13 protein-coding genes are annotated in these 13,155 nt (G+C 70.2%); 6 read left to right on the top strand and 7 right to left on the bottom strand.

Features of this window, described 5'->3' with window-relative positions; all coding sequences use genetic code 11:
* Positions 1-3 precede the first annotated feature (3 nt).
* Entirely contained in the window at positions 4-2,034 is a 2,031-nt protein-coding gene (locus tag QFW80_RS03095; RefSeq protein WP_280599676.1) for an amidohydrolase family protein, read from the top strand.
* A complete protein-coding gene (locus tag QFW80_RS03090; RefSeq protein WP_280599674.1) occupies positions 2,031-2,513 on the top strand; it encodes a glutathione peroxidase in 483 nt (160 codons plus the stop codon). Before QFW80_RS03095 ends, QFW80_RS03090 begins: the two co-directional genes overlap by 4 nt.
* Before the next feature lie 564 nt (positions 2,514-3,077).
* On the opposite strand, the gene QFW80_RS03085 is transcribed toward QFW80_RS03090, so the two are convergent.
* Positions 3,078-3,500 (bottom strand): universal stress protein, encoded by a 423-nt coding sequence (locus tag QFW80_RS03085; protein WP_280599673.1) that lies wholly within the window; start codon positions 3,498-3,500, stop codon positions 3,078-3,080.
* 123 nt (positions 3,501-3,623) lie between these two features.
* Here QFW80_RS03085 and QFW80_RS03080 point away from each other — a divergent pair, with 123 nt between their 5' ends.
* Positions 3,624-4,688, top strand: a complete 1,065-nt coding sequence (locus tag QFW80_RS03080) for a GDSL-type esterase/lipase family protein (protein WP_280599671.1) — start codon at positions 3,624-3,626, stop codon at positions 4,686-4,688.
* A gap of 26 nt (positions 4,689-4,714) precedes the next feature.
* On the opposite strand, the gene QFW80_RS03075 is transcribed toward QFW80_RS03080, so the two are convergent.
* Entirely contained in the window at positions 4,715-5,509 is a 795-nt protein-coding gene (locus QFW80_RS03075) for a ferredoxin--NADP reductase (RefSeq protein WP_280599670.1), read from the bottom strand.
* Positions 5,510-5,607: 98 nt separating this feature from the next.
* On the opposite strand from QFW80_RS03075, the gene QFW80_RS03070 reads away from it, so the two are divergent.
* Entirely contained in the window at positions 5,608-6,153 is a 546-nt protein-coding gene (locus QFW80_RS03070) for a DUF488 domain-containing protein (RefSeq protein ID WP_280599668.1), read from the top strand.
* Between the two features lie 52 nt (positions 6,154-6,205).
* Here QFW80_RS03070 and QFW80_RS03065 read toward each other — a convergent pair whose 3' ends face one another.
* The 4 genes from QFW80_RS03065 to QFW80_RS03050 all read right to left on the bottom strand — a co-directional run bounded on the left by QFW80_RS03065 (position 6,206) and on the right by QFW80_RS03050 (position 10,936).
* Entirely contained in the window at positions 6,206-8,089 is a 1,884-nt protein-coding gene (locus tag QFW80_RS03065; RefSeq protein WP_425603489.1) for an ABC transporter ATP-binding protein, read from the bottom strand.
* A gap of 181 nt (positions 8,090-8,270) precedes the next feature.
* The gene (locus QFW80_RS03060) at positions 8,271-9,671 is read right to left on the bottom strand and encodes a PhoH family protein (RefSeq protein ID WP_280599936.1); all 1,401 of its coding nucleotides are present in this window, start codon (positions 9,669-9,671) and stop codon (positions 8,271-8,273) included.
* Positions 9,672-9,771: 100 nt separating this feature from the next.
* Positions 9,772-10,254: a peroxiredoxin gene (locus tag QFW80_RS03055; RefSeq protein WP_280599666.1), complete on the bottom strand. Its 483-nt coding sequence runs from the start codon at positions 10,252-10,254 to the stop codon at positions 9,772-9,774.
* Position 10,255: 1 nt separating this feature from the next.
* Positions 10,256-10,936, bottom strand: a complete 681-nt coding sequence (locus tag QFW80_RS03050) for a glycine cleavage system transcriptional repressor (protein WP_425603488.1) — start codon at positions 10,934-10,936, stop codon at positions 10,256-10,258.
* Between the two features lie 63 nt (positions 10,937-10,999).
* Here QFW80_RS03050 and dapA point away from each other — a divergent pair, with 63 nt between their 5' ends.
* Together dapA and QFW80_RS03040 are read left to right on the top strand one after the other, a co-directional pair.
* The gene (dapA, locus tag QFW80_RS03045) at positions 11,000-11,905 is read left to right on the top strand and encodes a 4-hydroxy-tetrahydrodipicolinate synthase (protein ID WP_280599663.1); all 906 of its coding nucleotides are present in this window, start codon (positions 11,000-11,002) and stop codon (positions 11,903-11,905) included.
* Positions 11,906-11,931: 26 nt separating this feature from the next.
* Positions 11,932-12,450 carry a hypothetical protein gene (locus QFW80_RS03040; protein WP_280599662.1) on the top strand — a complete coding sequence of 173 codons (519 nt, stop codon included), beginning with the start codon at positions 11,932-11,934 and terminating at the stop codon, positions 12,448-12,450.
* A 102-nt stretch (positions 12,451-12,552) separates the two neighbouring features.
* Here QFW80_RS03040 and fdxA read toward each other — a convergent pair whose 3' ends face one another.
* A complete protein-coding gene (fdxA, locus tag QFW80_RS03035; RefSeq protein ID WP_280599660.1) occupies positions 12,553-12,876 on the bottom strand; it encodes a ferredoxin FdxA in 324 nt (107 codons plus the stop codon).
* Positions 12,877-13,155: the final 279 nt, after the last annotated feature.

Raw genomic sequence — 13,155 nt, 5'->3', positions numbered from 1 at the left:
TGGTTGGCCCTGGGCCTGCTGCTGGGCGCGGCGGGCGCGGCGGAGGCGGCGCAGACGCTGCGCTACGTGGTGCTGGTGGACGGCGGCAAGCAGGCCGGACAGCAGACCGTGGTCGAAGGCGACGACGGCGTGACCCGGGTCGAGTTCGTGTTCAAGGACAACGGCCGCGGACCCGAGCTGAAGGAAGAGTTCACGCTCAACGACGACGGCACCTTCCGCACCTACCGGGTCACCGGCGCGTCCACCTTCGGCGCGGCGGTGGACGAGCGCTTCGAGCTGGACGGGACCACGGCCCGCTGGCAGTCGACCTCCGACCGCGGCGAGCAGGAGGTATCGCCGGGGGCGCAGTACTCGCCGCTGGGCGGGACGCCGGCGGTGGCCTCGGTGTCGCTGGCCGCGCTGTCGGCGAGACCGGACGGTCGCCTGCCGCTCATTCCCAGCGGCACGCTCTCGGCGCGCAAGGTCACCCAGGCCCAGGTGCGTGGGCCCGATGGCGAGCGCACGGTGCAGCTGATGGCGATCACGGGCATCGGGTTCACGCCGATGTTCGCCTGGGCCACCGACGAGGCGCGCCCGCGCCTGTTCGCCTTCATCTTCCCCGGCTTCCTGCAGATGGTGGAGGCTGGGTGGGAGTCCAACGCCGATGCGCTGGAGCAGGTGCAGAAGGCCGCCGAGGCCGAAGCCCTGGTGTCGCTGCAGCAGCGGCTGGCGCATCCGCTGCCGGGCAGCACCCTGGTGCGCAATGCGCGGGTGTTCGACAGCGAGCATGCGCGCCTTGGCGCCGCATCCGACGTGCGCGTGCGCGAGGGCCGCATCGAATCGGTCGTGGCCGCGGGTGAGGACACCGCGCCGGCCGACCAGGTGATCGACGCCGGCGGCCGTGTGCTGCTGCCGGGACTGTTCGACATGCACGCCCATGTCGATCGCTGGAGCGGCGGACTGCAGCTGGCCGCGGGCGTGACGTCGCTGCGCGACATGGGCAACGACAACGCCACCCTGCAGCAGGTGATGGGCGAGGAGCGCGCGGGCACGCTGCTGATGCCGCGGATCGTGCCGGCGGGATTCCTGGAGGGCGAGAGCGAGCAGTCGGCGCGCAACGGCTTCGTGGTCAGCGAACTGGCGGGAGCGAAGAAGGCGATCGACTGGTACGCCGCCCACGACTATCCGCAGCTGAAGATCTACAACTCGTTCCCGAAGGACTTTCTGCCCGAGACGGTGGCGTATGCGCACGGGAAGGGCCTGCGGGTCAGCGGCCACGTGCCGGTGTTCCTGCGCGCGCAGGACGTGGTGGACGCGGGCTTCGACGAGGTCAACCACATCAACCAGCTGCTGCTGAACTTCCTGGTGAAGCCCGACACCGATACCCGCACCCTGGAGCGGTTCTACCTGCCGGCGCGCGAGGTGGCCGGCCTCGACCTCGATTCGAAGCCGGTGCAGGACTTCATCGCCACGCTGGCGGCGAAGCAGGTGGTGATCGATCCCACGCTGGCCACGTTCGAGTTCCTGCACCAGCGCAACGGCGAGATCTCGCCGATCTTCGCCGGGATCGAGGACCACCTGCCGCCCGACGTGCAGCGTGGCCGGCGCGCTGCGGAGATGGAGATTCCCGACGACGCCACCGGCGCGCGCTACCGCGCCTCGTTCGACAAGATGGTGGACTTCGTCGGCCGCGCGTACCGCGCGGGGGTACCGGTCGTGGCCGGTACCGACGAGGTACCCGGGTTCACCCTGCAGCACGAACTGGCGCTGTACGTGCGCGCGGGACTCACGCCGGCGGAGGCGCTGCAGGTGGCGACCTGGAACGGGGCGAAGTATTCCGGCGTGCTCGAATCGCTGGGCAGCATCGCGCCCGGCAAGGCCGCCGACCTGGTGCTGGTGGACGGCGACCCGACGACCGATATCGCCGACATCCGCAAGGTCGCGGCGGTGATCAAGGGCGGGGTGGCCTATTACCCGGAGGAGATCCTCACCGAACTGGGGATCCGCCCCTTCGCAGCGGCCATCCGCGCCGGGGCCGGCGGGGCGGGGCGGTGAGCACGGCCTACGACTTCACGGCCACCGGCATCGATGGCCGGCCGGTGGTACTGTCGGAATACGCCGGCAAGGTACTGCTGATCGTCAATGTCGCCTCGCAGTGCGGCTTCACCCCGCAATACGCCGGATTGCAGCGGCTGTGGCAGGACTATCGCGAGCGCGGCCTGGTGGTGATGGGCTTCCCCTGCGACCAGTTCGGCCACCAGGAGCCGGGCGACGAAGCGCAGATCCGGGCGTTCTGCTCGCTCGAGTACGCGGTGGACTTCCCGATGTTCGCCAAGGTCGAGGTCAACGGCGCGAACGCGCATCCGCTGTGGGCCTGGCTCAAGCGCGAGCAGGGCGGCCTGCTCGGCATCGACGCGATCAAGTGGAACTTCACCAAGTTCCTCGTCGGCCGCGACGGACGCGCGCTGTCGCGACACGCGCCGACCGCCGCTCCCGACGCCTTGCGCGGAGACATCGAGTCCGCGCTGGGCTGAGCGAACACGTCGGCGGGCCTTGCTCCATCGCCCGGGTCAGCGCAGCGCACCCGGAACCAGATCGACTCCGTCCGGCCGCAACACGATCGGCACGGACATCCCGGATGCGGCCTTCGGCCTTATCCGGGCTACACCTTCGCGAGGAGCGCGCCCCGCTCCGTCGCCCGGGTCAGCGCAGTGCACCCGGGACCAGATCGACCCTATCCGGCCGAAACACGATCGGCACGGACATCCCGGATGCGGCCTTCGGCCTTATCCGGGCTACACCTTCGCGAAGAGCGCGTCTCGCTCCGTAGCCCGGGTAAGCGCAGCGCACCCGGGACCAGATCGACCCTATCCGGCCGCAACACGATCGGCACGGACATCCCGGATGCGGCCTTCGGCCTTCTCCGGGCCACACCGACGCGAAGAGCCCATCCCGCTCCGTAGCCCGGGTAAGCGCAGCGCACCCGGGACCGGATCGACGCACTCGACGTCGCAACGATCGATGCGGCAAGCACCCGATGCGTTCTCCGGCCCCATCCGGGCGGGCCATGCCCGACACGCGGGCGCGCCCGCACTGCCTCAATGGACGATCGTCACCGGCACCTGGGTATCGGTCAGCACCTTCATCGACACCGAGCCGAGCAGGGCGCCCTTGATCGCGCCGGCGCCGCGCGATCCCATCACGATCATGTCCGCCTTGTGCTTCGACGCCGCCTCGAGGATGCCCTCGGCGACGTCGCCCTCCACCTCGGCGAACGTGGCATCGGCCTTGCCGCGCTCGAGCAGCTTCTTCGCCGGCGCCAGCATGCGGGCGTAGTTCTCGGCATGGTGGGCGCGGGCCGCTTCGCTGCCCATCTTGCGCTCGGCGCCCGGGAACAGCGAATCGTCCACCGCCACCACCACCAGCCGGCCGGCGGCGCCGAAGGCCTTGCACAGCGCGATCGCGTGCTTGAGCGCGCGGGTGCTGATGTCGCTGCCGTCGACCGGGACCAGGATCTTCATGCTGTCTGTGCTCGTGCGGATTCGGTCGCGATTCTACCCCCGGTCGCGTCGTCGGCCGGCGAAGGATGGTGCGCGTGCGCCGGCAGGTGTCCCCGCCGCGCCCGGACTTGCGTTGATGAGCCCATGGATGATCGAACCCGCCGCACCGCCCGCCTGCCGGCTCTCCTGCTCGTGACCCTGCTGTCGGGCCTGGCCGCCGTCTCCGCACAGGCCGCCCCCGCGCGCCTCGCGGTGGTCGGCGATTCGGACAGCCATGCCTACCACGACCGCATGCATTTCAGTGGCGACGACGGCAAGCGTGGCGGCGACTTCCACGCCACCACCTGGCAATGGACCGAGGCGCTGCACCGCCTGCGCGGCCAGGCCCTGGACCTGGGTGCGTGGGACCGGCACGGGCTGCCGGGCACGCTCGGGCGCGCGGCGGAGTGGGCCGGGCTGCCGGTGCGGCCGGCCAAGGAGGATTTCGAATACAACTTCGCCATGTCCGGGGCGCGCTGCGAGAGCCTGATGGGCGGCGAACGCCAGGTGCCCGGCCTGATCGACCTGATGGACCAGGCGCCGGGGCGCTGGCGCGGCGGCTACGTGGTGGTGCGGATCGGCGTCAACAGCTTCGGCCAGGCCGAGCACCTGCAGCGGCTGGCGGCCGACCGCGACGACGCGGAGGTGTCGGCCGGAATCCAGGGTTGCGTCGCGGCGGTGCGCGAGGCGGTCGCCGCGATCCATCGCAGCCATCCGGCCACGCGCATCGTGCTGGTCGGCATCTTCGACAACAGCAACGTCGCCGGGCAACTGGAGACGGCGTGGACGCCGCGGCAGCTGGCGAACATCGCCGCCGCGCTCGACCGCTACGACGACGCCCTGCGCGCGATGGCGCAGGCGGACCGGCGGATCGCCTTCTTCGACGACCGCGCCTGGTTCGCCGCGCACTGGGGAACCCGCACCGCGTCCGGCCAGCCTGCGTATCGCGACGTGCGCATCGGCAAGGCGCTGCGGGTGCGCAACGCGCAGGGCGACGCGCCGACCAACGCGGTCCTGGCCGACGGCCACGCGGGCGCGGCCTGGAACCTGCTGTGGGCGCAGGCGCTGGTGGCGCTGCTGGACCGGGAATTCGATGCCGGCATCGCGCCGGTGAGCGAATCCGAACTCGCGGCGCTCATCGGGCGCCGCGCCTCGCCCGCGGAGGACTGACGCGGGCGCGCGGACGGGCCACCCGGTCACTTCTCGACGAAGGCGCGCTCGAACACGTAGTCGCCCGGCGTGCCGATCCGCGGCGCGGCCACGAAGCCGCGCCGGTCGAGGATCGCGCGGAAGTCCGCCAGCATCTGCGGGCTGCCGCAGATCATCGCCCGGTCGCGCGCCGGGTCCAGCGGCTCCAGGCCGAGGTCGGCGGCCATGCGTCCGCTGTCGAGCAGCTCGGTGAGGCGGCCGCGGTGGTCGCGTCCGTCCCATGCGAACGGCTCGCGGCTCACGGCGGGGTAGTACAGCAGCTTGCCCGCGATCTGCTCGCCGAGGAACTCGTGGCGCGGCAGCTCGTTGAGGATGTAGTCGCGGTAGGCCAGGTCGCCGGCGCCGCGCACGCCGTGGGCGATCACCACGCGCTCGAAGCGCTCATAGGTCTCCGGGTCCTTGACCACCGACAGCCACGGCGCCAGGCCCGTGCCGGTGCCCAGCAGGTACAGGGTGCGGCCGGGATGCAGGTCGTGCACCAGCAGGGTGCCGGTAGGCTTGCGCCCGACCAGCAGGGTGTCGCCGGGCGCGATGTGCTGCAGGCGCGAGGTCAGCGGGCCGTCGGGCACCTTGATGCTGAAGAACTCCAGCTGTTCCTCCCAGTTCGCGCTCGCGATCGAATACGCACGCAGCAGCGGGCGGCCATCCACTTCCAGGCCGATCATCACGAACTGCCCGTTCTCGAACCGGAAGCCGTCGTCGCGGGTGGTGGTGAAGCTGAAGTAGCTGTCGGTCCAGTGGCGGACGTCCAGCACCGTCTCGGTGCCGAAGGCGGAAGACATGGGATCAGGAGGGTGGGAGCCAGCCCGACATTGTACAGCTGCGAACGATTCTCATCGCCCGGACATTCTGTCCACGTCCGCGCTGGCACGATGCCGCCATGTACACCCTCTGGACCATCGGCCATTCGACCCGCCCGCTGGACGTCTTCATCGACATGCTGCACGCGGGTGGCGTGCGCTGCGTGGCCGACGTGCGCCGCCACCCGGGCTCGCGCCGCCATCCGCAGTTCGGTGCGGACGCGCTGGCCGCCAGCCTCCCGGAGGCTGGCATCGACTTCGTCCCCATGCCCGACCTCGGCGGCCGCCGCCGGGCGCGACCGGACTCGCCGCATACCGCGTGGCGCAATGCCAGCTTCCGCGGCTACGCCGACTACATGGACACGCCCCCTTACGCGGCCGCGCGCGAGCGGCTGTTCGCGCTCGCGCGCGCCACGCCGACGGCGGTGATGTGCGCCGAGGCCACGTGGTGGACCTGCCACCGCAGCCTGATCGCCGACGACGCCAAGGCCCGTGGCTGGACCGTGCTGCACCTGATGGCGCCGGGCGATACCCGCGAGCATCCGTGGACGGGGGCGGCCCGCCTGGTCGACGGCCGGCTGGACTACGGCGCGCCGGCCGACGCGCAGGGACGGCTCGACCTGTGAGCCCGGTGCAATCCGTCGACGCGCACCGCCGGCCGGGCCTCGCGCCTCCGTTTCAGCGGTAGCCCGCCGCCTGCAGCTCGAACAGTTCGGCGTAGCGCCCGCCCTGCGCCATCAGTTCGGCATGGGTGCCGCTGGCCTCGACCCGGCCGTCGGCCAGCACCAGGATCCGGTCGGCCATGCGCACGCTGGAGAAGCGGTGCGAGATCAGCACCGCGGTGCGCTCGTCCGACAGTTCCTTGAAGCGCTGGAACACCTCGAACTCGCTGCGCGCGTCCAGCGCGGCGGTGGGCTCGTCCAGGATCATCACCTGGGCGTCGCGCATGTAGGCGCGCGCGATCGCGATCTTCTGCCACTGTCCGCCGGACAGGTCGACGCCGGTCTTGAAGCGGCGCCCGATCAGCTGCTCGTAGCCGTCCGGCAGACCGGCGATCACCTCGTCGGCCATGGCCCGGCGCGCGGCGTCCTCGATCCGGACGCGGTCGTGCATGCGGTCGATCTGCCCGACGCCGATGTTCTCCCCGGCGGTGAGGTGGTAGCGCACGAAATCCTGGAAGATGACGCCGATGTTGGCGCGCAGCTGGTCGATGTCGTACTCGCGCAGGTCGTGGCCGTCGAGCAGGATGCGCCCCTCGTCCGGGTCGTACAGTCGCGCCAGCAGCTTGACCAGGGTGGTCTTGCCGGCCCCGTTCTCGCCCACCAGCGCCAGCACCTCGCCGGCGCGCAGTTCGAAATCCATGTGCCGGATCGCCCAGCGGTCCGCGCCGGGATACCGGAAGCCCACGTCCTCGAACACGAAGCCCTGCCGGATCGGACGCGGGAATGCACGCGCATCCGGCGGCGACCTGATCTCCGGCTCGACCTCGAAGAACGAGAACAGGTCGTCCAGGTACAGCGCCTGGCCGGCCACCTGCGAGAAGCCGATCAGCAGTCCTTCGAGCAGCTGGCGCAGGCGGCGGAAGCTGCCGGCGAGAAAGGTCAGGTCGCCGATGGTGAAATCGCCGCGCACCGTGCGCCAGGCGATGTAGCCGTAGGCGATGTAGTACCCCAGGGTGCCGAGCGCCGCCAGCAGCGTGCCCCAGACCGCGCGTCGCCGCGCCAGCGCGCGGTTGGCGAGGAAGAACTTCTGCGCCAGCGTGCGGTACCGGTCCACCAGGAAGTGGTGGAGGTTGAAGATCTTCACTTCCTTCGCGGTCTCGACGCTGGCGCCGGTCTGGCGCACGTACTCGAGCTGACGGCGTTCGGGCGTCCACTGGAAATTCAGCGAGTAGCCCAGAGCGTTGAAGTGCGATTCGCCGACGAACGCAGGAATCAGCGCCACCGCCAGCAGCGCGATCAGCCACGGCGCGTACACCAGCAAGCCGATGGCGAAGCTGACCACCGTGATCGAATCCTGGACCTGGCCGAACAGCTGGCCCATCAGGTTCATGCGGCCCATGGTCTGGCGGCGGGCGCGGTCGAGCTTGTCCTGCAGGTCCGGGTCTTCGAAATCCTCCAGGTCGAGGGTGGCCGCATGCTCCATCAGGCGGATGCTGGTGGCGTTGGTGAACAGTTCCGACAGCAGCGAATCGGCGTAGCTGACGATCCGGCCGAGCAGGTCGGACACGATCGCCAATGCGAATTCGATCGCCAGCAGCCACAGCAGGTGGTCGAGCTGGCCGCCGCGCCAGGCCTCGCCGATCGATTCGAACGCCAGCCCCAGCCCGACCAGGCGGATCGCCTCGTCGATGATCAGCTTGCCGACGTAGAGCATCATGACCGGCAGCAGCGCGCGGACCACGCGCAGGCCGATGCTGGTCAGCGTCAGCGCGCGGCTGGTGGCCCAGATCTGGCGCAGGAAGGGCGGGATGTTGCGCAGCGCGTCGAAGCGCTCGCGCAGGCTTGGCCGGCTGTCGGCGCGGCTGGGTTTGGGGGCGGCATCCGCGGCGCGCTGGCTCATGGCCGCATTGTGCATGGCGCCCGCGGACGTGTCGTGAGGGCGCCGCGGGATTGACGTTCCCGTAGCCCGGATAAGCGAAGCGCATCCGGGGGAGCCACGACCACCCCGATGCCCGGGGACGCCATCGGATGATGGCGCGGTGTCCCGGATGCGCTGCGCTTCTACGGGCTACGAGTGGGTGTTACAACACCTCGGAGGCGTAGTCCGCCAGGCGCGAGCGCTCGCCGCGGCGCAGGGTCACGTGCGCGCTGTGCGCCCAGTTCTTGAACCGGTCCACCGCGTAGGTCAGGCCCGACGTGGTCTCGGTGAGGTAGGGCGTGTCAATCTGCTCCACGTTGCCCAGGCACACGATCTTGGTGCCGGGACCGGCGCGGGTGATCAGGGTCTTCATCTGCTTGGGGGTGAGGTTCTGCGCCTCGTCCAGGATCAGCCAGCGGCTGAGGAAGGTGCGCCCGCGCATGAAGTTGAGCGAGCGGATCTTGATCCGGCTCGCCAGCAGGTCGTTGGTCGCCGCCCGTCCCCAGCTGCCGCCTTCCTGGTTGTGCGTGAGCACCTCCAGATTGTCGGTGAGCGCGCCCATCCACGGCGTCATCTTTTCCTCTTCCGTGCCCGGGAGGAAGCCGATGTCCTCGCCCACGCTGACGGTTGCGCGGGTCATGATGATCTCGCGGTAGCGCTGCTGGTCCATCGTCTGCGCCAGGCCGGCGGCCAGCGCCAGCAGGGTCTTGCCGGTGCCGGCGGTGCCGAGCAGGGTGACGAAGTCGATCTCCGGGTCCATCAGCGCGTTGAGCGCGAAGTTCTGCTCGCGGTTGCGCGCGGTGATGCCCCACACCGCGTGCTGGCTGCCGCGGTAGTCGTCGACGATCTGCAGCACCGCCTTGCCGCCGTCCACCCGCGCGACCCGGAACTCGGCCTCGTCGTCGCCGGGCAGGTACAGGTACTGGTTGGGATACCAGTCGTCGTCGGTGCCGATCGCCACCTCGTAGAACGTGCGGCCCTTGTCGGTCCAGGACTTGAGGTCCTTGCCGTAGCGCTGCCAGAAGTCCTCCGGCAGCGCATTGGCGCCGGTGTAGAGCAGGCTGAAGTCGTCCAGCGCGCGGTCGTTCTCGTAGTCCTCGCTGACGATGCCGGCGATCGCGGCCTTGATCCGCAGGTTGATGTCCTTGGACACGAACACCACCGGGAAGTCCGGCTCGTCGCGTCGCAGCTGCAGGATCGCGCCGAGGATGCGGTTGTCCGGCGCGACCGCGCCGAACGAGGTCCTGTCCTCCGTCGGCACCGTGGTCTGGAAGCGCAGCTTGCCGATGCTGGCCGCACCGCGCAGCTGCAGCGCGTTGGGCCGGTTGAGCACCAGTCCGGTGGCGATCTTGTCGGTGCCCTGTTCCTCGATCAGCTCGTTGATGAAGCGGCTGACCTGGCGCGCGTTGCGGCTGGCCTCCGACGTGCCCTTCTTGCCGTTGTCCAGTTCCTCGATCACCTGCATGGGCAGGAACACGTCGTGTTCCTCGAACTTGAACAGCGCGGTGGGGTCGTGCATCAGCACGTTCGTGTCCAGCACGTACAGGCGCTTGCCTTGGGTCATCATCGGGACGTTCGACTCCGGTTGGCGTTGGGTCGCGGGCAGCGGCGCGCCGCCGCGGCCTGCGGGGCAGGGCGGCGATGCGGGGTGGGGAACGGATGGGTCACGTGGCCTGCGCGGCCTTCAGTGTGTCGAGCACGGTCCGGGCATGCCCGGCGACCTTGACCTTGCGCCATTCGGCGGCGAGGCGGTGGTCGGGCGCGATGAGGAAGGTGCTGCGCACCACGCCCAGGACGGTGCGCCCGTACATGTTCTTCTCGTGGATCACGTCGAACGCCCTGCACAGCGCTTCGTCGGCGTCGCTCACCAGCGCGAATGCGAAGCCCTGCTTCGCGCAGAAGTTGTCGTGCGACTTCACCGAATCGCGCGACACCCCGAGCACGTCCGCGCCCAGGCGCGAGAACTCCGGCAGCAGCGCGTTGAACTCGAGCCCCTCGGTCGTGCAGCCGGGCGTGGAGTCCTTCGGGTAGAAGTACAGCACCAGCCAGCGTCCGGCGTAGCCGGCGAGGGTGGCGCTGCCGCCGCCGGACAGCGCCAGCGGCAGGCGCAGCGTCGATTTCGGGAGCGGCTTGCCGACCTGCACCATGTCAGAACTTCATCGGATCCATGATCGCGTCGAGGTTCAGGTGGTCGCAGAACTCGAGGAAGTCGTCGCGCAATGCCGCGATGTGCATGTTCGCCGGCACGCCGATCGTCACCTGGGCCGAGAACATGTCTGCACCAGTCTGCATCGCGCGGTAGCGCGAGCAGTGCAGGCTCTCGATCGTGATGCCCTGGCGGTCGAAGAAATCCGCCAGCTGGAACAGGATGCCCGGCTTGTCCGCGGCCACCACCTCGACCACGTAGGGCAGCAGGTTCGACTGCACCGGCTTGGGCCCGGTGCGGTACCAGACCAGCTTGAAGTCCTCTTCGCGCTCGAGCCGCGTCAGCATGGCCTCGAGCTTGGCCACCGAATCCCAGGAGCCGGCCGCCAGCGCGGTCACCGAGACATCGCGGCCGACGGTGGACAGGCGCGTGTCGACGAGGTTGCAGCCGCTGTCGGCGATGCGCCTGGACACGGCGAGCAGCGGCGATGCCGGATGCGTCGTGTAGGCGTTGATCAGCAGGTAGTTCTCGTTCGGCGAGGGCCGGGATGCGGTGTCTGTTTCGGTCAAGGCGGCGTCCGCGGCGGGGCAGGATCTTGCGTGCTTCGGTCTGAACGGCGGCCCGAACGGGGTCGGACGCCGCGGCCAGCATACTTGCCCCTGCTTCCGGGCCGCAAGTAACATGCCGGCACCCCGAATCCACCGTCCTGCGCCTTCGCGCGGGACATTCGCACGAGACCGTCCCCCTTGCGACTTACCGGCAGCATCACCGCGCTGGCGACGCCGTTCACGGTGACGGGCGAACTCGATCTGGACGCGTGGCGGCGCCTGCTGCAGGCCCAGATCGCCGCCGGCACGCAGGCCCTGGTGGTGGCCGGGTCCACCGGTGAAGCCGCGTCGCTCTACGCGTCCGAGCACGATGCGTTGCTGCGCACCGCGGTGGAATGCGTGGGCGGCCGGGTGCCGGTGCTCGCGGGCACCGGGCATTCGGGCACCGCGCGCACGATCGAGGCCACGCGCCGCGCCGCCGCGCTCGGCGCCGATGCGGCGCTGGTGGTGGTGCCGCCCTACGTGCGGCCGACCGCAGCCGGCATGCTCGCGCACTATCGCGCCGTCGCCGACGAGGGCGACCTGCCGGTGGTGATGTACAACGTGCCGCAGCGCACCGGCTGCGACCTGACGCCCGATGCGGTCGCGGAGCTGGCGACGCATCCGCGCATCGCCGGCATCAAGGAAGCGGTGTCCGATCCGCAGCGCCTCCGCGCGTGGCAGGCGCTGCGCGGCGACGGGTTCGCGGTGCTCTCCGGCGACGATGCCACGGCGGCGCAGGCGATGCTCGACGGCGCCGATGGCGTGGTGTCGGTGGTGTCGAACCTGGTGCCGTCCGCGATGCGCCGGCTGTGCGACCTCGCGCTTGCCGGCCAGCGCGACGACGCGCTGGCATGGAACGCGCGACTGCAGCCGCTGTTCGATTTCGTCGTGCTCGAATCCAACCCCATCCCGGTCAAGGCGGTACTGGACCGGCTGGGCATCGGTCGCGGGCTGCGCCTGCCGCTGACCCCACTGTCCGAGCGCCACCAGGCCGATGCCGCGCGCATCGCCGCGCTGGTCGACACTCTCGAACGCAGCCTCCGCGATCCGCTCGCGGCCTGACCCCTTTTTCGCAGGAGAAGCCACCCATGCGTCATTCCCGTCCCCTGATCCGCGTGCTCGCGATCTGCCTCGTGGCCGCCGCCGTGGTCGGTACCAGTGGCTGCAAGTGGTTCCGCAAGGGCAGCGAGCTCTACACCGCCAGCCCCGAATCGCGGCCGCTGGAAGTGCCGCCGGACCTGGACCGCCCGGACACCTCCGGCGCGATGCAGTTGCCCGAGTTCGCCACCGGTTCGGTGACGCGTTCGGCCATGCCTGCCGCCGGCAGCGCGCAGCCCAACGGCTTCGCGGTCGCCGGCGAAGTGGATGCGGTGTTCGTCCGGGTGGGCGAGGTGCTGGCCGCCACCGAGGGCCTGACCGTGGTCAACCGTGCCCAGCTGCTCGGCACCTACGACGTGGACTACGGCGATGCCAAGTTCCTGATCCGGGTGACCCGCACCGACACCGGCGCGTACGTGGCCGCGGTCGATCCGCGCGGCCTGCCGGCGGCCGGCGAGCCGCCGCAGCGCCTGATCGCCGCGCTCCGCGCTGCGCTCGCGGGCGGCTGAGCCGGGAGCACGCGCGAAACGCAGAAAGGCGCGGCAAGGCGCCCTTCTGTTGACAGGCGTCCGCGCCGCGACGTGCGCGCGGACGCCTCGGGCGCCGGCGGGTCAGCGCTCGAGCAGCTTCAGCTTGTCCGGCTTGCCTTCCCACTCCTTGGCGTCGGGCAGCGGCTCCTTGCGCGCGGTGATCACCGGCCAGTCCTTCGACAGTTCCGCATTGAGCGCCACGTACTGCTCCTGGCCCGCGGGAACGTCGTCCTCGGGATAGATCGCGTTGATCGGGCATTCGGGCTCGCACAGGGTGCAGTCGATGCACTCGTCCGGGTCGATCACCAGGAAGTTCGGGCCTTCGTGGAAGCAGTCGACCGGGCACACCTCGACGCAGTCGGTGTACTTGCACTTGATGCAGTTCTCGGTGACGACGAAGGGCATGCGGGTCCGGTGCGGGAAACGGTCGGGCCTGGAATTCTAGAGCACGCGCGCCGGATGCGCAGGGATGGGGGCGCATCGACCGTGGGCGGAAGCCGTGCGGCGTGCGTGACCGGTCCCGCGTTGTCTGGTGCGTGAGCGCTTCGACTCATGGCGAGTCGCCTGCCGGGAGCGGTTGCTGGAAGGTGTCGCGCCTGTTCCTGCGCTGCGGGCTGCGGACGGCAGCGCGACCGGCGCCACAGAGCGCATGGAGACCGGAAGGGGCTGGCCGCAGGCGGCGGG

The organism is Luteimonas rhizosphaericola, from assembly GCF_029888045.1.
Lineage (GTDB): Bacteria > Pseudomonadota > Gammaproteobacteria > Xanthomonadales > Xanthomonadaceae > Luteimonas > Luteimonas rhizosphaericola.
Note: the sequence above shows the minus strand (reverse complement) of the source record. Positions and strands in the feature narration are given on the sequence as shown.

Bases quoted from the DNA above. Each gene is read 5' to 3' on its own strand.
- QFW80_RS03085 (WP_280599673.1), bottom strand. From the start codon at position 3,500: ATGAAGATCCTGGTCCCGGTCGACGGCAGCGACATCAGCACCCGCGCG.
- QFW80_RS03080 (WP_280599671.1), top strand. From the start codon at position 3,624: ATGGATGATCGAACCCGCCGCACCGCCCGCCTGCCGGCTCTCCTGCTC.
- QFW80_RS03075 (WP_280599670.1), bottom strand. From the start codon at position 5,509: ATGTCTTCCGCCTTCGGCACCGAGACGGTGCTGGACGTCCGCCACTGG.
- QFW80_RS03070 (WP_280599668.1), top strand. From the start codon at position 5,608: ATGTACACCCTCTGGACCATCGGCCATTCGACCCGCCCGCTGGACGTC.
- QFW80_RS03065 (WP_425603489.1), bottom strand. From the start codon at position 8,089: ATGAGCCAGCGCGCCGCGGATGCCGCCCCCAAACCCAGCCGCGCCGAC.
- QFW80_RS03060 (WP_280599936.1), bottom strand. From the start codon at position 9,671: ATGACCCAAGGCAAGCGCCTGTACGTGCTGGACACGAACGTGCTGATG.
- QFW80_RS03055 (WP_280599666.1), bottom strand. From the start codon at position 10,254: ATGGTGCAGGTCGGCAAGCCGCTCCCGAAATCGACGCTGCGCCTGCCG.
- QFW80_RS03050 (WP_425603488.1), bottom strand. From the start codon at position 10,936: ATGTTACTTGCGGCCCGGAAGCAGGGGCAAGTATGCTGGCCGCGGCGT.
- QFW80_RS03040 (WP_280599662.1), top strand. From the start codon at position 11,932: ATGCGTCATTCCCGTCCCCTGATCCGCGTGCTCGCGATCTGCCTCGTG.
- fdxA (WP_280599660.1), bottom strand. From the start codon at position 12,876: ATGCCCTTCGTCGTCACCGAGAACTGCATCAAGTGCAAGTACACCGAC.